Annotated in this window: 21 protein-coding genes and 1 tRNA gene; 15 read left to right on the top strand and 7 right to left on the bottom strand. The window is 71.4% G+C overall.

The annotated features are described in order from the left end of the window. Positions 1-39: 39 nt before the first annotated feature. A complete protein-coding gene (locus FB470_RS29320) occupies positions 40-942 on the bottom strand; it encodes a LysR family transcriptional regulator (RefSeq protein WP_306996634.1) in 903 nt (300 codons plus the stop codon). Between the two features lie 83 nt (positions 943-1,025). Between FB470_RS29320 and gabT the strand changes: the two genes are divergently transcribed. Both gabT and FB470_RS29310 read left to right on the top strand, forming a co-directional pair. After that, positions 1,026-2,369: a 4-aminobutyrate--2-oxoglutarate transaminase gene (gabT, locus tag FB470_RS29315; RefSeq protein WP_306996633.1), complete on the top strand. Its 1,344-nt coding sequence runs from the start codon at positions 1,026-1,028 to the stop codon at positions 2,367-2,369. A 13-nt stretch (positions 2,370-2,382) separates the two neighbouring features. Then, positions 2,383-3,846 (top strand): NAD-dependent succinate-semialdehyde dehydrogenase, encoded by a 1,464-nt coding sequence (locus FB470_RS29310; protein WP_306996632.1) that lies wholly within the window; start codon positions 2,383-2,385, stop codon positions 3,844-3,846. 61 nt (positions 3,847-3,907) lie between these two features. Here the strand turns inward: FB470_RS29310 and rox are convergent, their stop codons facing one another. Beyond that, the gene (gene rox, locus FB470_RS29305; protein ID WP_306996631.1) at positions 3,908-5,335 is read right to left on the bottom strand and encodes a rifampin monooxygenase; all 1,428 of its coding nucleotides are present in this window, start codon (positions 5,333-5,335) and stop codon (positions 3,908-3,910) included. A 261-nt stretch (positions 5,336-5,596) separates the two neighbouring features. Here rox and FB470_RS29300 point away from each other — a divergent pair, with 261 nt between their 5' ends. From FB470_RS29300 to FB470_RS29290, 3 genes are all read left to right on the top strand, one after another. Continuing rightward, entirely contained in the window at positions 5,597-7,267 is a 1,671-nt protein-coding gene (locus FB470_RS29300; protein ID WP_306996630.1) for a hypothetical protein, read from the top strand. A 229-nt stretch (positions 7,268-7,496) separates the two neighbouring features. Then, a complete protein-coding gene (gene rho, locus FB470_RS29295) occupies positions 7,497-8,564 on the top strand; it encodes a transcription termination factor Rho (protein WP_306996629.1) in 1,068 nt (355 codons plus the stop codon). Positions 8,565-8,626: 62 nt separating this feature from the next. After that, positions 8,627-9,394, top strand: coding sequence for an ArsR/SmtB family transcription factor (locus FB470_RS29290; RefSeq protein WP_306999543.1), 768 nt, complete (start codon positions 8,627-8,629; stop codon positions 9,392-9,394). 463 nt (positions 9,395-9,857) lie between these two features. Here FB470_RS29290 and FB470_RS29285 read toward each other — a convergent pair whose 3' ends face one another. The 3 genes from FB470_RS29285 to FB470_RS29275 form a co-directional block, all read right to left on the bottom strand. Beyond that, positions 9,858-10,067, bottom strand: a complete 210-nt coding sequence (locus FB470_RS29285) for a hypothetical protein (protein ID WP_306996628.1) — start codon at positions 10,065-10,067, stop codon at positions 9,858-9,860. A gap of 21 nt (positions 10,068-10,088) precedes the next feature. Further along, on the bottom strand, positions 10,089-10,316 hold the full coding sequence (locus FB470_RS29280; protein WP_306996627.1) for a hypothetical protein: 228 nt from the start codon (positions 10,314-10,316) through the stop codon (positions 10,089-10,091). Positions 10,317-10,379: 63 nt separating this feature from the next. Next, positions 10,380-10,535 (bottom strand): hypothetical protein, encoded by a 156-nt coding sequence (locus FB470_RS29275; protein WP_306996626.1) that lies wholly within the window; start codon positions 10,533-10,535, stop codon positions 10,380-10,382. Positions 10,536-10,688: 153 nt separating this feature from the next. On the opposite strand from FB470_RS29275, the gene FB470_RS29270 reads away from it, so the two are divergent. From FB470_RS29270 to FB470_RS29260, 3 genes are all read left to right on the top strand, one after another. Continuing rightward, a tRNA-Leu gene (locus FB470_RS29270) sits at positions 10,689-10,765 on the top strand. 328 nt (positions 10,766-11,093) lie between these two features. After that, entirely contained in the window at positions 11,094-11,450 is a 357-nt protein-coding gene (gene cmtR / locus FB470_RS29265; protein ID WP_306999541.1) for a Cd(II)/Pb(II)-sensing metalloregulatory transcriptional regulator CmtR, read from the top strand. After that, a complete protein-coding gene (locus FB470_RS29260) occupies positions 11,447-12,157 on the top strand; it encodes a cation transporter (protein ID WP_306996625.1) in 711 nt (236 codons plus the stop codon). Before cmtR ends, FB470_RS29260 begins: the two co-directional genes overlap by 4 nt. A 34-nt stretch (positions 12,158-12,191) precedes the next feature. Here the strand turns inward: FB470_RS29260 and FB470_RS29255 are convergent, their stop codons facing one another. After that, positions 12,192-13,202 (bottom strand): bifunctional DNA primase/polymerase, encoded by a 1,011-nt coding sequence (locus tag FB470_RS29255; protein WP_306996624.1) that lies wholly within the window; start codon positions 13,200-13,202, stop codon positions 12,192-12,194. A gap of 816 nt (positions 13,203-14,018) precedes the next feature. Here FB470_RS29255 and FB470_RS29250 point away from each other — a divergent pair. The 7 genes from FB470_RS29250 to FB470_RS29220 all read left to right on the top strand — a co-directional run bounded on the left by FB470_RS29250 (position 14,019) and on the right by FB470_RS29220 (position 20,569). After that, a complete protein-coding gene (locus FB470_RS29250; protein WP_306996623.1) occupies positions 14,019-14,540 on the top strand; it encodes an aldo/keto reductase in 522 nt (173 codons plus the stop codon). A 112-nt stretch (positions 14,541-14,652) separates the two neighbouring features. Beyond that, positions 14,653-15,273: an ANTAR domain-containing response regulator gene (locus FB470_RS29245; protein WP_306996622.1), complete on the top strand. Its 621-nt coding sequence runs from the start codon at positions 14,653-14,655 to the stop codon at positions 15,271-15,273. Positions 15,274-15,587: 314 nt separating this feature from the next. Next, on the top strand, positions 15,588-16,760 hold the full coding sequence (locus tag FB470_RS29240) for a branched-chain amino acid ABC transporter substrate-binding protein (protein ID WP_306999539.1): 1,173 nt from the start codon (positions 15,588-15,590) through the stop codon (positions 16,758-16,760). Between the two features lie 90 nt (positions 16,761-16,850). Next, on the top strand, positions 16,851-17,846 hold the full coding sequence (locus FB470_RS29235) for a branched-chain amino acid ABC transporter permease (RefSeq protein WP_306996621.1): 996 nt from the start codon (positions 16,851-16,853) through the stop codon (positions 17,844-17,846). Then, the gene (locus tag FB470_RS29230; RefSeq protein WP_306996620.1) at positions 17,843-18,955 is read left to right on the top strand and encodes a branched-chain amino acid ABC transporter permease; all 1,113 of its coding nucleotides are present in this window, start codon (positions 17,843-17,845) and stop codon (positions 18,953-18,955) included. The genes FB470_RS29235 and FB470_RS29230 overlap by 4 nt, the downstream gene beginning before the upstream one ends. Next, complete coding sequence (locus tag FB470_RS29225; RefSeq protein WP_306996619.1) at positions 18,952-19,869, top strand: ABC transporter ATP-binding protein; 918 nt, start codon at positions 18,952-18,954, stop codon at positions 19,867-19,869. The genes FB470_RS29230 and FB470_RS29225 overlap by 4 nt, the downstream gene beginning before the upstream one ends. Next, positions 19,856-20,569: an ABC transporter ATP-binding protein gene (locus FB470_RS29220; protein WP_306996618.1), complete on the top strand. Its 714-nt coding sequence runs from the start codon at positions 19,856-19,858 to the stop codon at positions 20,567-20,569. Before FB470_RS29225 ends, FB470_RS29220 begins: the two co-directional genes overlap by 14 nt. A 73-nt stretch (positions 20,570-20,642) precedes the next feature. Here the strand turns inward: FB470_RS29220 and FB470_RS29215 are convergent, their stop codons facing one another. Next, on the bottom strand, positions 20,643-21,086 hold the full coding sequence (locus FB470_RS29215; RefSeq protein WP_306996617.1) for a hotdog fold thioesterase: 444 nt from the start codon (positions 21,084-21,086) through the stop codon (positions 20,643-20,645). Positions 21,087-21,127 lie beyond the last annotated feature (41 nt).

Here is a 21,127-nt window from a genome sequence, read left to right as displayed (position 1 = left end):
CCTCTCCACACACCATCCAGAAACTGAGGACTTACCCGTCTAGCCCGGGGCGGGCGGGAGGACGTCGTCGCCGTAGCGGTCGGCGCAGAACCGCCGGATGCGGGCGGCGATCGCGGCGAGGGCGGGGCCCGCGTGGTGGCCGGGGTCCCACGCGGCGTGCAGCCGGATGCGCGGCCCGCAGGCCGCGGTCGTGATCCGCAGGCCGTGCAGGCCGAACCGGGGGTCGTCGGAGACGACGGCGATCCCGCGGCCCGCCGCGGCGAGTGCCTGCGCCACCTGCGGATTGCCGCACTCGACGTAGGCGGCCGCGGCGAGCCCCTGGTCGGACAGCGCTTCCTGCAGCAGTTGTCGCGGCCGGAACGACGGGTCGAGCACCACCAGTGTCTGCGCGGCCAGTTCGGCGAGGTCCACGGTGTCCCGCCCCGCCCACGGGTGGTCGGCGCGCACGTAGGCGAACAGCGGCAGCACCGCCAGCGCGCGGGTGCTCCACGACGGCGGCGGCACCTGGGTGACGACCGCGAGGTCCGCGCCCCGGTGCAGCAGGGCGAGCGCCGCCTCCGGACCGCCGACCTCGCGCACGGTCGGCAGCGGGTCGTCCGGGCCGAAGGTCGCCAGGAACGGGGCGATCACGTCGGTGAGGGTGGTCGTCGTGGCGGCGATCGTCAGGTGCACGAGCCGTCCGGCGGCGAAGGCCTCGGCCGCGGACCGGGCGTCCTCCGCGCGCCGGAGCAGGTCACGGACCACCGGCACGAACTGCCGGCCCGCCGCGGTCAGCTCGAGCCGGCCGCCGCGGCGCGTGAACAGGGTGACCTGCAGCTCCCGCTCCAGCTGGCGGATCTGCCGGGACAGCGCGGGCTGGGTCACGTGGACGGTCTGCGCGGCCGCGCTCACCGAACCCGAATCGGCGACCGCCACGAAGTAGCGCAGCGTCCGGAGCTCCATGACCGGCAAGTATGCCGCACAGTTCTAGGTCTCTTGCCAAACAGGCACTGGACGGCATGACCGGGCGCTCCCAGGATGGCGGCATGACCCTCGCCGACGTCGCTCCCGCGGCCCTCCGCCAGGAACGCACCCTCGTCACCGAGATCCCCGGCCCGCGCTCCCGGGAACTGATGGCGCGCAAGCACCACGCCGTGGCCGCCGGAGTGGGTACCACGATGCCCGTGTTCGCCGTCCGCGCGTCCGGCGGCGTCGTCGAGGACGTCGACGGCAACGTGCTCATCGACCTCGGCTCCGGCATCGCCGTCACGACGGTCGGATCGAGCGCGCCGCGCGTGGTGGAAGCGGTGGGCCGCCAGGTGGAGGCGTTCACGCACACCTGTTTCATGGTCACCCCGTACGAGGGGTACGTCGCCGTGGCCGAGCAGCTCAACCGGCTGACGCCCGGCACCCACGAGAAGCGGTCGGCGCTGTTCAACACCGGCGCCGAGGCGGTGGAGAACGCGGTGAAGATCGCCCGCGCCCACACCGGCAGGCCGGCGGTCGTGGTGTTCGACCACGCCTACCACGGCCGCACGAACCTGACGATGGCGATGACCGCGAAGGTCCGGCCCTACAAGCACGGTTTCGGTCCGTTCGCGCCGGAGGTCCACCGCGCGCCACTGTCCTACCCCTTCCGCGACGGCGGGCTCGACGGCGAGACCGCCGCCCGCCGGGCCATCGAGGTGATCGACGAGCAGGTCGGCGCCGACCGGGTGGCCGCGCTCGTGATCGAGCCGATCCAGGGCGAGGGCGGGTTCATCGTGCCCGCGCCCGGGTTCCTGCCCGCCCTGCTGGAGTGGTGCCGGGCGAAGGGGATCGTCTTCGTCGCCGACGAGGTGCAGACCGGGTTCGCCCGCACCGGCGCGATGTTCGCCTGCGAGCACGAGGGGCTCGTGCCGGATCTGCTGGTGAGCGCGAAGGGGATCGCCGGCGGCCTGCCGCTGGCCGCGGTGACCGGGCGCGCCGGGATCATGGACGCGGCGCACCCCGGCGGGCTCGGCGGCACCTACGGCGGCAACCCGCTCGCGTGCGCCGCCGCCCTGGCGACGATCGAGACGATCGAGGCTGGGCGCCTGACCGACCGCGCCCGGCGGATCGAGACGCTCATGACGGAGCGCCTGTCGCGGTTGCAGCGCGACGATCCCCGGATCGGTGACGTGCGCGGGCGCGGTGCGATGATCGCCGTCGAACTCGTCCAGCCGGGTACTCGCGAGCCGGACGCCGACCTGGCGCGGTCGGTCGCGGCCGCCGCACACGCGGCCGGCGTGATCGTCCTGACCTGCGGCACCCACGGCAACGTGCTGCGCTTCCTGCCTCCGCTGCCGATCAGCGACGCGCTCCTCCACGAAGCCCTCGACATCCTCGCCGCGGCGTTCGCCCGGTCCTGAGAAAGGCCTGCGCATGTCCCTGCTCGACACGCTCGACCCCGCCCGCGGCCTCTTCGTCGGTGGACGGTGGACCACCGGATCGGCCGGGCGGTTCGATGTGGACGATCCCGCCGACGGCCGGGTGATCGCGACCGTCGCGAACGGCGGTCCCGCCGACGCGACCGCCGCCGTCGACGCGGCCGACGCCGCCGCGGCCACGTGGGCCGCGACACCGCCTCGCGAACGCTCGCAGGTGCTGCACCGCGCGTACGAGCTGATGATGCGCGACCGGGACGACCTGGCCGCGCTGATCGTCGCCGAGAACGGCAAGTCCAGGGCGGATGCACTGTCTGAAGTGGCCTATGCCGCGGAGTTCCTCCGGTGGTACGGCGAGGAAGCCGTGCGCGTCGAAGGGCGCTACGGTGTCGCGCCGGCCGGCGGCAGCCGCACGGTGGTGACCTACCGTCCCGTCGGGGTCGCCGCGCTGGTGACGCCGTGGAACTTCCCGGCGGCGATGGCCACCCGCAAGGTCGGGCCGGCGCTCGCGGCCGGGTGCACCGTGGTGTTCAAGCCCGCGGCCGAAACCCCGCTGACCGCGTTCGCGATCACCCGGCTGCTCACCGAGGCCGGCCTGCCCGCGGGGGTCGTCAACGTCGTGCCCACCACCGACGCCGCCGGGGTGGTGACCACCTGGCTGGAGGATCCGCGGGTCCGCAAGATCTCGTTCACCGGCTCCACCCGGGTGGGCAAGCTCCTGCTGCGCCAGGCCGCCGACCGCGTGGTCAACGCCTCGATGGAGCTGGGCGGCAACGCGCCGTTCGTCGTGACCGCCGACGCCGACCTCGACGCGGCCGTGCGGGGCGCGATGGTCGCGAAGTTCCGCGGCTGCGGGCAGGTGTGCGTGGCCGCGAACCGGTTCTACGTGCACGCCGACGTGGTGGACGAGTTCGTCGCGCGCTTCGGCAAGGAGGTCGAGGCGCTGCGGGTCGGCCCGTCGTCCGACGCGGCCAACGCGATCGGTCCGCTGATCAGCCCCGGCGCGGTCGAGAAGGTCACGTCGCTGGTCGACGACGCGCTGGCGCGCGGGGCCCGGATCGCCGCGCGCGCCGCCGTGCCCGCCGGGACGCGGGGGTACTTCGTGGCCCCCACGGTGCTCGCGGACGTCCCCGCCGACGCCGACGTCGTGCGGGAGGAGATCTTCGGCCCGGTCGCGCCGATCGTCACCTGGCGCGACCCGCGGCAGATGCTCACCGCCGTGAACGCCTCGGAGGCCGGGCTCGCCGCCTACGTCTTCGCGGGTGACCTCCAGTACGCGATGCGCCTGGGCGAATCCATCGAGGCCGGCATGGTGGGCATCAACCGCGGGCTCGTCTCCGACCCGTCGGCGCCCTTCGGCGGCGTCAAGCAGAGCGGCCTGGGGCGCGAAGGAAGCCACGAGGGTCTCCACGAGTTCACCGAGCCGCAGACCCTGAGCCTCGACTGGCCGGAGCTGCCGTAGGAGCCGTTCGCCAGGCCCGCGGCCGGTAGGCGGTCCACAGTGGATCGCCCGCCGGCCGGCCTCAGCCGGCCGGGGCGCCGAACCACCGGGCCAGCCGGCCGGGCAGTTCGTGCTGGTCCGCACCGGCCCACGCCACGTGGCCGTCCGGCCGCAGCAGCACCGCGGGCACGTCCAGTTCGTCGCTGACGTCGGCGACGTGGTCCACGCGGTCCGCCCACCCGGCCACCGAGAGCCGCCCGGTCTGGTCGAGCAGCAGCCCACGGCCGGCGTGCATCAGCCCGTAGAGCCGCCCCCGCGTCAGCCCGATGTCCCGCAGGCGGCGGCCGGCCAGCGGGTGGTCGTCGCCGAAGTCGTAGCGGATGGCGGTCCCGATGATCTTCTCGGTCAGGTACCGGTTGACCTCGTCGAAGTCCATCAGCTCGGACAGCAGCCCGCGCACCGCCCGCGGACCCGGTTCCGGGGAGATCAGCTCCATCTGCGCGCGGGTGTTGTCCAGCACCGCGGCCGCCACCGGGCGCCGTTCGGCGGCGTAGCTGTCCAGCAGCCCGTCCGGCGCCCACCCCGCGACCTCACCGGCCAGCTTCCAGCCCAGGTTGACCGCGTCGCCGACGCCGAGACCGAGTCCCTGCCCACCCATCGGCGGGTGGATGTGCGCCGCGTCGCCGGCCAGCAGCACCCGCCCGGCCCGGTAGCGCTCGGCCAGCCGCGTGGCGTCGCCGAAGCGGGAGAGCCAGCGCGGCGAGTGCACGCCGAAATCGGTGCCCGCGGTCTTCCGCAGCGCGGCCCGGATCTCGTCGAGGGCCGGCGGGACCGCGCGGTCGTCGGCCACCCGGCCGGCGGGCACCCCGATCCGGTACACGCCGTCCCCGAGCGGAATCGCCCCGAACCGGTGCTGCGTGTGGCGGACTTCGGCCACCACCGCGGCCACCGTCTCCGCGGGCGCGTCCACGGCCATCTCGCCCAGCAGCGTGTCGGCCCGGCTGGGCTCGCCGGGAAACCCGACCCCGAGCAGGCTGCGCACGGTGCTGCGCCCGCCGTCGCAGCCGACCAGGTACCGCGACCGCAGCCGCGTGCCGTCGGCCAGCTCGGCGGTCACCCCGTGATCGTGCTGGTCCAGCCCGGCGAGCTCGTGGCCGCGCCGGATGTCCGCGCCGAGTTCGGCGGCCCGCTCGGCCAGCAGCCGGTCGGTGATGTTCTGCGGAATCGCCAGGACGTAGCCGTGCGCGGTGTCCAGCCCCTCGGGCGCGGGTTTTCTGATGCCACCGAAGAACCCGGCGATCGGGTGCTTCCGGCCGTGGGCGAGGAACCGGTCCAGCAGCCCGCGCTGGTCCAGCAGCTCGATGCTGCCCGCGTGCAGCCCGAGCGCGCGGACGTGGGCGGGCGGCTCGGCGTCCTTCTCCAGCACCACGGTGCGCACGCCGTGCAGCCGCAACTCGGCGGCCAGCATCATGCCGGACGGTCCGCCGCCGGCGATGATCACGTCGATCATCAATCCCCCATCTCGCAGGTCCGGCCGCGAATTCTGCGGCACGACCCGGGGCTTGCCGCAAGCCCACCGGTGCGTTATACGTTGAAGTGGGGGAGAGGTGGTTTTCCCTCCCGTGCGCAGTGGCCGGGACCGCGTCGCGGGCGGCGATCTGCCGCACGTCTCACCGAAAGCGGTCACCTCCGCCCGGTTCGCCGCGTAAGGTCCGTTCCAGCCGGTTCGACGGAGGGGGCGGCGTTGCGCGCGATCGTGGGGATCTCGGCCGTGGCTGTGCTGTTGCTCGCGGGCTGCCGTGGCGACGAGCCGGACGACAAGCAGTACACCGCGCCGGAGACCTCGGCGGCATCGGCCGCCACGGTCGCGCTCGCCGAGCGGTTCGCGCCCATGGTGTGGCTCGCCGACGGTGAGGACTCCCCGCCCATGGACGCCACGAGGTACGTGCGGCAGGCCGCGCTCCGCTACCTGCACCCGAGCGGCTGCGTGGACCGCGACCCGGTCGCCGCCACGATCGACCTCGGCAAGCTCGGCCACGGCGACTACCACCACGCCGACGCCCAGCCCGACCCGATGGCGCCCCGGCCGCCGCTCGGTGCGGCCGGCCCGCCCTGCGGCGAGCACCAGGGGCCCGATCACGCGACGAACGACGACAAGGCCCCGTTCTACCTCGAGCCCGCCGGGGACCTCCAGCCCGACGCGGCCGGTACCGCACCGGCCTACTGGGAGTTCCACCGCGAGGGCGACGGCCGCACCGCGCTGGTGTACTGGTTCTTCTACGGGCGAAACACCCTGAACCCGGGCAACCGGCACGACGGCGACTGGGAGCGGGTCGCGGTGCAGTTGCGCGACGACGAACCGCTTGCGGTGACCTTCTTCGGCCACGGCGGCTCGCCGTGCATGATGCCGTGGCGGGAACTCGACCGTCGCGACGATCACCCGGTGGTGTACTCGGCCGTCGGCTCGCACGCGTCCTATCCGGATGCCGGCCGGCACGACATCTACGACCGGACCTCCGCCGGCACCGGGTGGCCGACGTGGGACCACGCCAAGCCGGTGGCGCAGGAGCCCTGGTACGAGTACGCGGGCTGGTGGGGGCCGCAGTCGGACGTACCGGGCTTCAGCGGTCCGAAGGGCCCGCACAGCGGCCGCCTCCTCGCGGACGTGTTCACCCAGGACCGGTGCGGCCTGCCGAAGCAGTTGCCGGCCTCCTTCACCGGCACCTGGGAAACCCGGGAACCGGTGCAGCAGAACCCGGCGCGGCCGCCGTACCAGATGCGCGTGGTCTTCGACGTGCCGCAGAGCACTGTGCAGTACCGCAGTGACTGGACCACGCAGGACCCCGCCCTCTCGTGCACCGGTGTCCTGAAACCGACCCTCGTCGAGGACAAGGTGGCCGAGTTCGCCGAGACCATCAGCTCCGATCCGAAGCTGGCCTGCGCCCGGGACGCCACGGTCCGGTTCGTGCGCGACGGCGAGGTGCTGCGGATGACCTCCACGACCGGATCGATCCGGGCCACCGCCACCCTGTACCCGAAGGGCGCGGCGCAGGACCCGAAGGCGCCGCCGCCTTCGACGCCCGCGGCGCCGGGACCCACGATCGCCGGCGCGCTCCAGCGCTACGAGGAGTTCCTGCACGCCCTCGGCCGGGAGGATCTGGCGAAGGTCTGCGAGATCGCCGGCCCCGCCGCGAAAAAGGCGGCGGACGAGGGGATCGGGACGTGCGAGGAGACGTTCCCGATCACCTTCCAGATGATCTCGCCCGCGCAGAAACGCGCGCTGCAGTCGGCGACCGTCGATCCGGCCCGGGTCACCGAGAAGGGGCCGACGACGGTGGAGATCCCGGCGAGCGCCGTCAAGGCGAGCGTGTCGTTCACCGAGGGCGACCTCGGCGACAGCACGCTCGAGTTCCTCCACGGGCAGTGGTTCATCACCGGCTGACCAGCCGCCACCACGTCTCCACCGCACCTGCCCGGGACGCGGTCCGGCCGCTGTCCGGTTCGGACGTTCGGCCTCGGCTGTTGCGGCTTCGCCGCGTCATCGGTTAGACTGCGCTGAACTCCCGGATGTCGGCTCGGCCGCCCGGTGAGGTCATCGCTCTCTCCCTCCCGATGCAGTTTCGGGTTCTCGTGTCCGGCTGTCGCCGGTCTTCCCTTCTTGGAGTACAACCATGTCTTTTCACGGAATTCTCGATGTGCACGGCAGGTCCGGCACCCTCGGCTACGGGCCCGGCGGTTCGCCTGTCCCCTGTGGACTGATCCGGGCGCACGGTCTGCGCCGTGGCGACGAGATCGTGGTGGACGGTGAGAAACTGTTGTCCGTCAACGGTTCCGCCCCGGTCAGTGCGCGTCCCGAGTTCGACCGGCTCACGCCCGTGCACCCGGACGAGCGTCTGGTCCTGGAGACGGAACGCCACCAGCTCACCACCCGCGTGCTCGACCTCGTCGCCCCGATCGGCAAGGGGCAGCGCGCTCTCGTCGTGGCTCCGCCGCGGACCGGCAAGACCTCGGTGCTGCAGGCGATCGCCCACGCCGTCGCGGTGAACCACCCGTCCGTGCACCTGATGGTGCTGCTGGCCGACGAGCGGCCGGAGGAGGTGACGGAGATCCGGCGCACCGTGCGCGGCGAAGTGGTCGCCTCGACGTTCGACCGCAAACCCGCCGAGCACACGGCCGTCGCCGAGCTGGCGGTGGAACGCGCGAAACGGCTGGTGGAGACCGGCCGTGACGTCGTGCTGCTGCTCGACTCGCTCACCCGCCTCGGCCGCGCCTACAACCTCGCCGCCCGCCCCTCGGGCCGCGTCCTGTCCGGCGGTGTCGACGCCGGCGCGCTGCACCCGATGAAGAAGATCCTCGGGGCTGCGCGCAACATCGAGGGCGGCGGCTCGCTCACCGTCATCGCCACGGCGCTGGTGGGGACCGGTTCGCTCGCGGACACCGTGTTCTTCGAGGAACTGAAGAGCACCGGCAATTCCGAGCTGCGCCTGGACCGAACCCTCGCCGACCATCGCGTCTACCCCGCGATCGACCTCTTCGCGTCCGGCACCCGCCGGGACGAGCTCCTGCTCACCCCGCCCGAGCTGACCGTGATGACCGAGGTCCGGCGCGCGCTGGCGGTCCAGGACCCGAAACGCGCCACCGAGCAGTTCCTGGACCAGCTGCGCACGACGAAGTCGAACGCGGAGTTCGTCGCGCGGGTGTCGGCCACGGTGCGCCCCGCCGCGGGCAGGGCGGCCTGAGGCGGCGGGGTTGACATTATGCAGGTAAATACCTGCATAATGGACCGGTGAGCGCCGAAGCGATGGACACGGTCTTCAAGGCACTGGCCGACCCGACCCGGCGGCTGCTGCTCGACCGGCTGCGTGAGCAGAACGGCCAGACGCTGCGCCAGGTGTGCGAACACCTGGACATGGCCCGCCAGTCGGCGACCCAGCACCTGGACGTCCTGGTGCGGGCCAACCTCGTGACCGTCGTGCGGCGTGGGCGGGAACGGCTGCACTACCTGAACCCCGGGCCGATCCACGAGATCGAGCAGCGCTGGATCTCGGAGTTCGACAAGCCGCGGCTGCGAGCGCTCAGCGCCATCAAGAACCAGGCAGAGGAGTACGCCATGAACGTCCCGGACTACGTCTACGTCACCTACATCCGCGCGAGCGCGGAGCAGGTGTGGAAAGCACTGACCGACGCGGACCTGACCGCGCGGTACTGGGGGCACGAGAACGTGTCGGACTGGCAGCCCGGCTCGCGCTGGGAGCACCGGCGGGCGGACGGGTCCGGGGTGGCCGACGTGGTCGGCGAGGTCCTCGAGTCCGATCCGCCGACGCGGCTCGTCATCACCTTCGAGGACTCACCGGGACAGACGCGGGAACCGTCGGTCGTCACCTTCCTCGTCGAACCGCACGAGGAGATCGTCCGCCTCACCGTGACCCACGAGAAGCTGCCCGACCAGGAGATGCTGAACGGGATCTCCAGCGGGTGGCCCGCCGTGCTGGCGAACCTGAAGTCCCTGCTGGAGACCGGCGACGTGCTGCCGCAGGCGCCGTGGGAGATGCGCGCCGCGCACGCGTAGGGGCTCCGAGGGACACGGCCGCACTCGGGGAAGCCCACCGCGCACTGCTCGACGTCGCCACCGCCGCCACGGGTGATCCGCCGCCCGGTGAGTGGACCGCGGAGCAGATCCTGGCGCGCACCCTCGCCGCGGTCGCGGCCGTCGCGGCGGGGGAGAACACCACCTACGACAACCGCATCGCGCAGGACGACTGGTCGCTGTCCCGGATCACCACGCCGCCGGGCTCCGGGAGCGGATCCGCGGGCAGGGTGCGGCACTGGGCGCACTGGTGCCGGCGCCGAGCGAGTCCGAAGTGGACACGGTGGTGCCCACGCGGTCGCTGTCCGGCGGCGCGGTGCTGGTCGATCAGCCGTTGCCGCTGCGCGACCTGATCACCGGCCTGGCCGAAGCGGAGCCTGCCCGGGCACGCGAAGCAACTGCTCGCCCTGCGGCCGGCACCGGGGTAGCGAGGTCCGCACCGGACTCAGCCGTCCTCGCCCGGCAGGGCGGCGAGTTTCGCCTCCGCGATGGCGGACAACGCGTCCAGCGCCTGCGGTTCCACCCGCAACCGCTCGGCGATCAGCGGTCGTCCGGCGCCGGAGTCGCGTAACCGCGACGCCCGCGCGTAGATCCCGGGAAGCCGTGCGAGGGCGGCGTCCCGTGCGGGCGGCCGGCCGTCCGCACGGGGCCCCACCCGCTCAACCGCCCGCGAGGGTCACGCCGTGCCGCCCCGCGCGGGATCTCCCACGCCGCGCGCACCTTGTCCCGCCAGGACGCGATCGCGTCCGGGCCGCCCGGCCGGGCGTGGCCTCGAGGAGCGCCGGGCACGAGTCTCCCGCGCCCGGATGTCGCGGTCGAACTCGCCGGCGCGCGCGGCCAGCAGCGCGGTGGGCACCTCCGTCGGCGGCGTGTGGTCCGTCGCCGGCCGGTCGTAGGTGGTCATCGGGTTGTTCGCCCCCGTGCTCGCGAGCGTGCCGCGAGCCGGCCCGGAGGGCGCGGTGGCCGGCTACTCGTCTTCGTCCCGCTGCGTGTCCGTGGGCTTGCCGCGCATGATCTCCTCCAGCGAGGAAATCGCTTCCTGGTAACGGTCCTCGATGGACTCGTGCGCCTCACGCGCCTGCTCACGCACCTCGTCGAGGTGATCGTCGGGTCTTCGGTTCATGACTCCTCCCGGGATGGCCGGATCGGCGTCATTGTCCGTCCGGGTGCGGCCGGGGACCAGGCCTCACCGCCGGGCGGTCGCGTGAGCGGTCGTCACGCAGGGCTACCCCCGCTCCCGCGCGCCAGGCCGGGGCGCGTAAAGTCGGGCTGCGCCGCCCCCGTAGCCCAACTGGCAGAGGCAACGGATTCAAAACCCGTCCAGTGTGAGTTCGAATCTCACCGGGGGCACCACCTCAGACCTGCGCTGATCGGCCCCTCACCTGCACAAACCGGGTGAGGGGCCGATCGCGTCTTCTCCGGCTGACTCCGGTCCGACCCGGCTCGACCCGGACCCTTCCCCCTATTCGCCCCCACGTTCCCGCAGGTCGGGGTGGACGCCGAGGGCCTGGTCGCTCCGTGTGTGCGCTGCCGACCCCAGGCGACGGCCTCCAGGGCTACCGGGGCGCCGTCGCTGGCGGTGTCGGGGCGTTGTCCGGGGTGCTGCTCATGATCAGGACTCCCGTCCGCGGGTGGAACATCGCAACTCAAACAGTTCATTCGATGATGTACAGTCATGCGCGTGCTGAAATGCGAGACGCGGGGTGACGCACTGGCGCGGCTGGGTCGCGCCCTGGCGGATCCGACACGCTGCCGGATCCTGGTCGCTCTGCTGGACGGCACCAGCTACCCCGGCGCGATGGCTACCGAACTCGGCTTGTCCCGGTCGAACGTGTCCAACCACCTGGCCTGCCTGCGGGGCTGTGGCCTGGTCATCGCCACTTACGAAGGCCGTCAGGTCCGCTACGCCCTCGCCGACCCGCACCTGGCCGAGGCCCTCAACGAGCTGGCCCAGGTCGTGCTTGCCGTCGACACCGGCCAGCCTTGCCTCGGCGACGCCGAGCAGCTCACCGCGAACACCGCCGCGGCCATCCGATGACCGACAAGCCCGCCGACGGCGCGCCTATGCCACTGACCGCGTCCAACTTGTCGCAGACGGATGCCTGCGCCGGTGGCTGCTGCGTGCCCACGCCGCCTGCCGCAACGCTGGATGGCACCCGCCGGGCGGTGCTGACGCGGCGAGTGCGCTGGCTCGTCGGCGCGACGATCACCTACAACGTCATCGAGGCGATCATCGCGATCATCGCCGGGTCGAACGCCTCGTCGACCGCGCTGATCGGCTTCGGGCTCGACTCCGTGGTCGAGGTCGCCTCGGCCGCCGCGGTTGCGTGGCAGTTCTCCGGCGCTGATCCTGAGGCCCGCGAACGCGGCGCGCTGAAAGTCATCGCCGTCTCGTTCTTCGCACTCGCCGCCTACGTCACCGTCGAGTCGGTCCGCTCCCTGTTCGGCGCGGAGCCGGCCGAACACTCCACGGTCGGGATCGTGCTCGCTGCCGCGTCGCTGCTGGTCATGCCCGGTCTGTCCTACGCCCAACGCCGCGCCGGGCGTGAACTCGGTTCCGCGACCGCCGTCGCCGACTCCAAACAGACCTTGCTCTGCACTTACCTGTCCGGAGTCCTGCTCGCCGGCTTGCTGCTCAACAGCCTCTTCGGCTGGTCCTGGGCAGACCCCATCGTCGCCCTCGTGATCGCCGCCGTCGCAGTCAAGGAAGGACGCGAAGCCTGGAAAGGCGAACATTGCTGCTGACCCAGTCCACAACCGACTCACGTCAGATCGCCCGCTAGTCCGGAGAAAGTAGTCGGCCAGCCGCCAGTTTCGCGGCACCGGCGCACGGCGTATCAGGCGCCGCACGGACACGAACAGCGGAAGTCGACGCTCCAGAATGCGGATGAAGCGCACCGACGTAGAACCGGGTCATCAGGGCGGCGTCCCTTCTGTGGACGGGATTGGCGGCGCCGGCCGTCAGCCCGGCATCGACGACGCGGGCGACGTCGGCCTCATTGGGTGGCCAGTGCTGGGAGCCGATGAGGGTTTGGCCGGCGGCGATCAGTTCGGCGCGGGCGGTGGCGTGGTCGATCAGTCCGGCACCGACCTTGCGGCCGATGGTGTAGGCCGCGGAGGCGAGCGTTTCGTTGTGGCGGCCGGGGTCGGCGGCGCGCACGCGGTCGCACTCGCCGCGCAGCGCGGCGGCGCCGTAGGCGGTCGGGTTGGCCGAGCGCAGCGCGACGGGTTTGGAGGTGGCGGCAGGAGTCGCCTTTTCGGTGCACAGCTGCACGAGCCAGGCGGCTAGCTCGACCGGGTCGCGTTCGTCGAGCAGTTCGTAGCCGCCCTGCTCGGTGACCGAGCCGGGGCCCACCACGTACCCGCCTCCCGATCGGGTGTCCACGCGCGGGCAGATCTGGCCTGGCGAGTTGCGCAGCCGTACTCCGGGCGGGGCTTGGAAGTACAGGTGGCGCCCGCCGGAGGGTGTGGCGACGGTGAAGGTGTTCGGCAGCGGCGCGCAGCGCTGCTCGGCGAGCGCGGCCAGAGCGGTGGCGCCGTCCGGGCCGGCCTCGTCGCCTTTGGGCATGTCCAGGTCGATCACCACCAGGCGGGCGGGTCCGGTGGCGACGGCGATGTTCCAGGCGTCGGCCGCCCAGGCCCGGCGGAGTCGCGCCGGGTCGGTGGTGGCGCGGTTCTCCCAGTTCTTGATCGCGGGCTGCCGCTTGGTGCCCGGCCGCAACGGGAACACCGGCCAGTCCATCGCGGCGAGGTAGAGCGCCCAGTCCAGTAGCGGATTCGTGGTGTCCATCGATCACTCTCCAGAAGGGGGTGCGACGTCGTGGGTGGGGAGCCCGAGCGGCTGACGCCGGAGCAACGGCGCCCGGCGTTGGTGATGGCGGTGGCCGGCACCGTTGCCGTCGTCGGCTTCGTGGTGGCCGGTGTGCTGATGGGTAGGGCGTGGACGGGCCCGGGGGCCGCGTTGGCGGTGTCGGCCGGCACCGTCGTGTCCTGGATCCGCTTCCGCAGAAGCCGCCCAGCCGGAGCGGTTGACACCGGGGCAGGTCCGGCTCGCGTTCTGGCTGGCTCTGGGCTTGTCCCTGTTGGCGCAGCCGCTGCCCATGACCTGGTCGGCCTGGATCGGCTTGTGGCCAGCGCGCGCCGGTGACGGTGAACGGGGCGCGCCGCCGCGCGAGCCCGGCAGCATCAGCACGCTGAGGTGCTCGTGGGCGCGGCGGATGCGTGCCCGCTGGGTGAGCCAGACGAGTTACGGCCCGGGAAGCGAGTTACGGACCCAACTCGCCCCTGGATCGGGCCCGTAACCCGGGTCTGATCAGCGCAAAGTTACGCACTTACGGTGCGGGTGAGTGACGGGAACCGGTGGCCGACCCCCGGGAAATCGGGGGTCGGCGACGCCGCGGCAGCCGTAACTCGGGCGGTCGGGCCGCCCGGTTCGAGCTGGGCGACCCGCGCCGCGTGGAGTTGATGGACAGTGACCGGATCGACGGGAGAGGTTGCCGGTGGAGGGCGGCTTGATCCCGAGTTCGGCCAGCTTGGTCTTCGCCAGCTCCCGGTAGGGCTTGTATCCGGGGGACAGGCCGCGCAGGTCCCCGGCGTTGACCGGCTCGTGACCGATCATGATCGTGGTCAGGTCCTCGACCAGGTCGCGGACCTCGGGTTCGGGGGCCGCCGGGGTGGTGGCCCCGCACGCGCAGCTCCGCTCCGCGGGCGGCGATTGGTCCGGGGCCCGCTCGGCCAGGGCCTCCTCACCGGCCGCTACCGCATGGGCCGGCGGACCGGCACCCACCGGGCCGGCTACACCCCACAGCACGTCAGCGACGAGCGCAAACAACAACTCGTCCCGCTCGCCGGGAAGGCCGGCCTGCGGATGACCCACCTCGCGATGGCGTTCGCGATCGCCCACCCGGCCGTCACCGCGGCGAACCTCGGGCCGCGCACCATGGAGCAACTCGACGACCTGCTGGCCGGTGCGGAGGTAACCCTGGAACCACCGACCACACCGGGTGGTGTGGTGGGCGAGCCGTCCGCCACGGGCACGCGCACAGCGACACCGTCCGGTCGGCCGCGCACCTCGGACACGCCGGACCGGTGCCGCACAACCGGACACGCCAGCGCCCCGACGTGGTGAACACCATGCCCGCCAGGTGGTGTACGCCATCCACCAACTGGATCGTTCCGGGTAGGCTCGTGCTGCGGGTTGACCCGCATTCCCATTCCGTCGAGCACGCAGGAGGACCCCGGTGACCGAAGAGGCTACCGAGGCCGGCGGTGTCGCCACCGCTCCGCAGCGTCGGGTGCTCGTCGCCGAAGACGAAGCACTGATCCGGCTTGACCTCGTCGAGATGTTGCGCGAAGAGGGATACCAGGTGGTCGGCGAGGCGGGCGACGGCGAAGAGGCCATCAAGCTGGCCGCCGAGCTCAAGCCGGACCTGGTGATCCTGGACGTCAAGATGCCCAAGCTGGACGGCATCGAGGCGGCGTCGCAGATCACCACCGACCGCATCGCCCCCGTGGTCATCCTGACCGCGTTCAGCCAGCGCGAGCTGGTCGAGAGGGCCCGCGACGCGGGCACGATGGCGTACCTGGTCAAGCCGTTCAACAAGCGGGACCTGGTTCCCGCGATCGAGCTGGCCGTCAGCCGGTTCTCGGAGATGCAGGCTCTGGAGGCCGAGGTCGCCAGCCTCTCCGACCGGCTCGAGACCCGCAAGGTCATCGACCGGGCCAAGGGCCTGCTCATGACCCACCAGGGGCTGACCGAGCCGGACGCGTTCCGGTGGATCCAGCGCACCGCCATGGACCGGCGCACCACGATGAAGGCCGTCGCGCAGGCGGTCGTGGAGAGCATCGGGCAGAAGCAGTAACCCTGCGCGTTCGCGCCGGTGATCAAATACCTCCACGCCATTCCATTGAGCGGCCGCCGCCGCCGCTCATCTGAGCGTGAGGTCACTGATGGTGAGCACCCGGTTGTTGCAATGCAGCAACCGGGTGTAAATCATGCATGAACTATAGTGACCCCCGTCACGATGTGGAAACAAGACAGCGCGTACCGCTGTGCACCGCCACCTCGGACGGTTACGTTCAGCGCCCGTTAGGTCCCTGTCGAGGGACGGCCGCTCCGGCGGCCGGCTGGATATTGGAGGAACGAGTGTCAGGAGCACGACTCACGCGAGTTCTCGTGCTGGCGGCGGCAGCAACGCTGGCGCTGGGTGCGTGCGCGGCGCGTGACCAGGGGAGCTCGTCGGGCAACACCACCGGCTCGGCGGCGGCGCCTTCGCAGGCCGCCAATGCGGCGAACCCGCGTGGCGACGGCAAGGCGGTGTGCTCGGGAGTCTCGATCGCTTACGCGGGCACCATCAACGGCACCAGCGCGGCGCTCGGCCAGAACATCCTGCGCGGCGCCGACCTGGCCGTGAAGCAGCACAACGAGTCCAACCCGAACTGCCAGGTCACGCTGAAGCAGTTCGAGACGGAGGGCAAGCCGGACAAGGCGCCCGGTGTGGTCACCCAGATCATCAACGAGCCGGACATCCTCGGCGTGGTCGGGCTGCCGTTCTCCGGTGAGTCCAAGGCCGCGGGCAACCTGTTCAACCAGGCCGGCCTGGTGACGATCACCCCCTCGGCGACCAACCCCGGCCTGGCCCAGAACGGCTGGAAGACCTTCTTCCGCGGCATGGGCAACGACTCGGTCCAGGGCCCGGCGGCGGCCAAGTTCCTCACCGACACGCTCAAGGCCAACAAGGTCTGCGTCGTCGAGGACGACTCCGAGTACGGCACCGGCCTGGCCAGCCAGGTCATCCAGGCGCTCGGGTCCAAGGCCTCCTGCACGGACAAGGTGAAGACCGGCCAGACCGACTTCTCCGCCGTGGTCAACAAGATCTCGACCGAGAACCCGGACGCCGTCTTCTACGCCGGCTACTACCCGGAGGCCGGGCCGTTCGCCCAGCAGCTCAACGACAAGGGCGTCACCGCCAAGTTCGTCGGCCCCGACGGCGTCAAGGACAACGAGTTCCTCAAGGGTGCCGGCGCCGGTGCCACCAACGCCTACTTCACCTGCCCGTGCGTCCCGGAGGACAACTTCAAGGACTTCACGGCGGCCTTCAAGCAGGTCGAGGGCACCGACCCGGGCACGTACTCGCCCGAGGGCTACGACGTCACCACCATCCTGCTCAAGGGCATCGACAGCGGCGTCAAGGACCGCGCGGGCCTGCTCAACTTCGTCAAGAACTACGACGGTCAGGGCCTGACCAAGAAGTTCAAGTGGAACGACAAGGGCGAGCTCTCCGACACCCCGGTCTGGAGCTACCGCGTGGAAAACGGCAAGATCGTCAACAACGGCCAGATCAGCTGACGCTGAAGACCACTCGGGCATGCACGCGGCCGACCGCCGCGTGCATGCCCGATCCGTACCCGGGAATAGAGTGAGTCCTTGTACCCCGCGATGACACCATTCCTCGCGCAGACCGGCAGCTGGATCTCCTTCGACGTCCACGGTCTGGCGCAACAGTTCTGGAACAACACCGTCGACGGCCTCGCGCTCGGCGGCATCTACGCCCTCGTGGCCCTGGGCTACACGTTGGTCTACGGCGTGCTCAAGCTCATCAACTTCGCGCACTCCGAGGTCTTCGTCGTCGGCGCCTTCGCCACCTGGCTGACCTTCTACGGGCTCGGTTTCCGACCCGGCGCCACACCGGTCCTGTCGGTGTTCGAGATCATCCTCTTCCTCGCGATCGCCTGCCTCGCGGCGATGGCGGCCTCCGGCGGCACCGCGGTGCTGCTGGAACGCGTGGCCTACCGGCCGCTGAGGAAGCGGAACGCGCCGCGCCTGGTCTTCCTGATCACCGCGATCGGCGCGTCGTTCGCCATCCAGCAGGGCCTGCGCCTGGTGTTCGGCCTCAACCAGCAGCCGCAGATCCGGCTGCTGCAGCCGGAGACCCTGTTCCGGCTCTTCGGCGCCGCGGTCACCAACATCCACGTCATCCTGTTCGTGGCCGCCGTCCTGCTGTGGTTCGTGGCCGACTACTTCGTCAACCGCACCCGGCTGGGCCGCGGCATCCGCGCCGTGGCGCAGGATCCGGACACCGCCACGCTGATGGGCGTCAACAAGGAACGGGTCATCGTGATCACGTTCCTCGTCGGTGGCCTGCTGGCCGGTGCCGCCGCGCTGTTCTACATGATGCGCATCCCGCAGGGCGCCATCTACAACGGCGGGTTCCTGCTGGGCATCAAGGCCTTCACCGCCGCCGTGCTCGGCGGGATCGGCAACCTGCGCGGCGCGCTGCTCGGCGGGTTCATCCTCGGCCTGGTGGAGAACTACGGGCAGTCGCTGTTCGGTGGCGAGTGGAAGGACATCGTGGCGTTCGTCGTGCTGATCGTCGTGCTGATGTTCCGGCCGACCGGCATCCTCGGCGAATCCCTCGGGAAGGCACGCGTATGACGACCCAGACCGTGAGCGCGCCGCCCAAGCGGCGCTCGATCCGCGAGCAGTGGAACAACCTCTCCCGGCCGGCCCAGTGGGCGATCCTCATCCCGGTCGTGGTGCTGATCTACTTCCTGCCGGTGCTCAACCCGCCGCTGATCGCGACCACCGGCACCGACTTCCCGAACGCGATGTTCGACGTCGCCCGCTACGCGCTGGTCGCCATCGGCCTCAACGTCGTGGTCGGCCAGGCGGGTCTGCTCGACCTGGGCTACGTCGGCTTCTTCGCCGTCGGCGCCTACGTCGCGGCACTGTTCACCAGCCCGAACTCCAGCCTGCACCACCTGCCCTACCTGTGGACGCTGCCGCTGGCGATGGTCATCACGATGATCTTCGGGATCGTGCTGGGCACGCCGACCCTGCGGCTGCGCGGCGACTACCTGGCGATCGTGACGCTCGGGTTCGGCGAGATCATCCGGCTGGTCGCGGACAACGTCGGACCGCTGCGCGGCCAGTCCGGCTTCCAGGGCGTCGGCACCGACTCCGCGGGCAAGCCGTTCTTCGCCAACGCCACCCAGTGGTACTGGCTGACGATCACGATCATCATCGCGATCCTGCTCCTGGTGGGGAACCTGGAACGCAGCCGCGTGGGCCGCGCCTGGGTGTCCATCCGGGAGGACGAGGACGTCGCCGAGATCATGGGCGTCGCCGTGTTCCGGTTCAAGATCTGGGCGTTCGTCATCGGCGCCGCCATCGGCGGCCTGTCCGGCGCCCTCTACGCGGGCAAGCTCGGGTTCGTCAACAACCAGTCCTTCGACGTCATCACCTCGATGCTGTTCCTGGCCGCGGTGGTGCTCGGCGGCGCGGGCAACAAGGTGGGCGTCCTCCTCGGCGCGATCGTGGTGGCCTACCTGCCGCTGCGGTTCGTGCAGCTGGCCGACTACAACTACCTGATCTTCGGCATCGCGCTGATCATCCTGATGATCTTCCGCCCGCAGGGCCTGCTCGGCGCCCGCCAGCGGCTGCTGGCCCGCGGCCGCCAGGCCTACCAGCGCCTGCTGGGCCGCGGCGAGCAGATCAGCGGGGACAGTGCGCTGTCCGCCGACATGCAGGGAGGTCCCCGATGAGCCATCCGCACGAGGACACCCCGTTCGAGGGCGGCCTGGTCGCCGAGGTCGCGCGGATGAACGCCGCAGAGCTCGCCGAGCATGAGGCCGAGGTCGCCGAGGCCGTCGCCGTCGACCGGGACATTCAGGTCGAGGTCGGCCAGACCCTGCTGGAGCTGCGCGACGTCACGCTCAAGTTCGGCGGCCTGACCGCGCTGGACTCGGTGTCGTTCGGCATCCGCCGCGGCGAGATCCTGGGCCTGATCGGGCCCAACGGCGCCGGCAAGACCACCTGCTTCAACGCGATGACCGGCGTCTACCGGCCCACGTCGGGGCAGGTGCTGCTGGAGGACAAGCCGCTGGGCAAGGCCTCCCGGCACGAGATCACCCGCCGCGGCATCGCCCGCACCTTCCAGAACATCCGCCTCTTCGGCGAGATGACCGCGCTGGAGAACGTGGTGGTGGGCACCGATGCCCGCCACCGCACGAGCGTCGTCGGTGCGCTGCTGCGCCTGCCGCGGCACCACCGCGAGGAGAAGACCGCGGTCGAGCGGGCGATGGCGCTGCTGGAGTTCGTCGGCATCGCCGACCGGGCCGCGGACAAGGCGAAGAACCTGCCCTACGGCTACCAGCGCCGCCTGGAGATCGCGCGGGCGATGGCCACCGAGCCGAAGCTGCTGTGCCTCGACGAGCCGGCCGCCGGGTTCAACCCGGCGGAGAAGGAAGAGCTCATGGGGCTGATCCGCAAGATCCGCGACGACGGCTTCACCGTGCTGCTGATCGAGCACGACATGAAGCTCGTCATGGGCGTGACCGACCGGATCGTCGTCCTGGAGTTCGGCAAGAAGATCGCCGACGGACTGCCGGCCGAGATCAGGGAGAACCCCGCTGTGATCGCCGCCTACCTGGGAGTGCCCGACGATGACGCTGCTTGAGCTGGACGGTGTGTCCGTCCACTACGGACGGATCCAGGCGGTCTCGGAGCTGTCGCTGACCGTCGACGAGGGCGAGATCGTCGCCCTGATCGGCGCCAACGGCGCGGGCAAGAGCACCACGATGCGCGCGATCTCCGGCATCCGCCCGCTGTCCGCGGGCCGGATCAGCTTCGCCGGCGAGGACATCACGAAGCTGCGCGCCGACCTGCGAGTCGTCCGCGGCATCTCGCAGGTGCCCGAGGGGCGCGGGGTGTTCCCGGGCATGACGGTGGCGGAGAACCTGGACATGGGTGCCTACGCCCGCAAGGACCGCCGCAACCTGCAGCCCGACCTGGACCGGGTGTTCGACCTGTTCCCGCGCCTGGCCGAACGGCGCAACCAGGCCGGCGGCACCCTCTCCGGCGGTGAGCAGCAGATGCTGGCGATGGGCCGGGCGCTGATGGCCAAGCCCCGGCTGCTGCTGCTCGACGAGCCGTCGATGGGGCTCGCGCCGCAGTTCATCCAGCAGATCTTCCGGATCGTCACGGAGATCAACAACCAGGGCACGACCGTACTGCTGGTCGAGCAGAACGCGCAGCAGGCGCTCTCCCGCGCCCACCGCGCCTACGTGCTGGAGACCGGCCGGATCACCAAGACCGGGACCGGGCCGGAGCTGCTGGCCGACTCCGCGATCAAGGAGGCCTACCTGGGCGTCGCCTGATCGGGTGGACTCACCTGCGCGAAGGGCCCCGGCGCCGCGGCGCCGGGGCCCTTCGTCGTGTCCGGGGGCCGGGTCAGCGGCTGCCCGGCGCGGCGTCGCGGACCAGGCAGCTCAGCCGCGCGGTGCAGGTGCGGCGGCCCTGGTCGTCGGTCAGCACGATCTCGGCGGTGATGGTGCCGCGGCCCACGTGCAGCGGCGTCGCCACGCCCGTGACCAGGCCTTCCCGTGCCGCGCGGTGGTGGGTGCAGGACAGCTCGAACCCGAGCGTGGCCTTGTCCGGGCCTGCGTTGAGGGCGGCCACCGTCGAGCCGAGCGCCTCGGCCAGCACCGCGTTGGCGCCGCCGTGCAGCAGGCCGTAGGGCTGCAGGTTGCCCTCGACCGGCATCGTCCCGACCACCCGCTCCGCCGTGAGCTCGACGAACTCGATGCCCAGCTTGTCGTTGAGCTGCTGCTCCGCGACGCGCGGATCGATGCCCGCGAGCTGCTCGCGGATGGCTTCGGTCAGGTTCTCGGTCAAGGCGGGAACTCCTCGGTACGCAACGGCAGGGCAGGGCGACC

This window comes from Amycolatopsis thermophila, from assembly GCF_030814215.1.
GTDB lineage: Bacteria > Actinomycetota > Actinomycetes > Mycobacteriales > Pseudonocardiaceae > Amycolatopsis_E > Amycolatopsis_E thermophila.
Note: the sequence above shows the minus strand (reverse complement) of the source record. Positions and strands in the feature narration are given on the sequence as shown.

What these genes read in the sequence shown, in the direction of transcription:
- FB470_RS29310 (WP_306996632.1), top strand. Translation starts at nt 2,383, where the DNA reads ATGTCCCTGCTCGACACGCTCGACCCCGCCCGCGGCCTCTTCGTCGGT.
- FB470_RS29230 (WP_306996620.1), top strand. Translation starts at nt 17,843, where the DNA reads ATGACGACCCAGACCGTGAGCGCGCCGCCCAAGCGGCGCTCGATCCGC.
- FB470_RS29320 (WP_306996634.1), bottom strand. Translation starts at nt 942, where the DNA reads ATGGAGCTCCGGACGCTGCGCTACTTCGTGGCGGTCGCCGATTCGGGT.
- rox (WP_306996631.1), bottom strand. Translation starts at nt 5,335, where the DNA reads ATGATCGACGTGATCATCGCCGGCGGCGGACCGTCCGGCATGATGCTG.
- FB470_RS29275 (WP_306996626.1), bottom strand. Translation starts at nt 10,535, where the DNA reads ATGAACCGAAGACCCGACGATCACCTCGACGAGGTGCGTGAGCAGGCG.
- FB470_RS29220 (WP_306996618.1), top strand. Translation starts at nt 19,856, where the DNA reads ATGACGCTGCTTGAGCTGGACGGTGTGTCCGTCCACTACGGACGGATC.
- FB470_RS29235 (WP_306996621.1), top strand. Translation starts at nt 16,851, where the DNA reads ATGACACCATTCCTCGCGCAGACCGGCAGCTGGATCTCCTTCGACGTC.
- FB470_RS29280 (WP_306996627.1), bottom strand. Translation starts at nt 10,316, where the DNA reads ATGACCACCTACGACCGGCCGGCGACGGACCACACGCCGCCGACGGAG.
- FB470_RS29255 (WP_306996624.1), bottom strand. Translation starts at nt 13,202, where the DNA reads ATGGACACCACGAATCCGCTACTGGACTGGGCGCTCTACCTCGCCGCG.
- FB470_RS29290 (WP_306999543.1), top strand. Translation starts at nt 8,627, where the DNA reads ATGGACACGGTCTTCAAGGCACTGGCCGACCCGACCCGGCGGCTGCTG.
- FB470_RS29260 (WP_306996625.1), top strand. Translation starts at nt 11,447, where the DNA reads ATGACCGACAAGCCCGCCGACGGCGCGCCTATGCCACTGACCGCGTCC.
- FB470_RS29225 (WP_306996619.1), top strand. Translation starts at nt 18,952, where the DNA reads ATGAGCCATCCGCACGAGGACACCCCGTTCGAGGGCGGCCTGGTCGCC.
- rho (WP_306996629.1), top strand. Translation starts at nt 7,497, where the DNA reads ATGTCTTTTCACGGAATTCTCGATGTGCACGGCAGGTCCGGCACCCTC.
- gabT (WP_306996633.1), top strand. Translation starts at nt 1,026, where the DNA reads ATGACCCTCGCCGACGTCGCTCCCGCGGCCCTCCGCCAGGAACGCACC.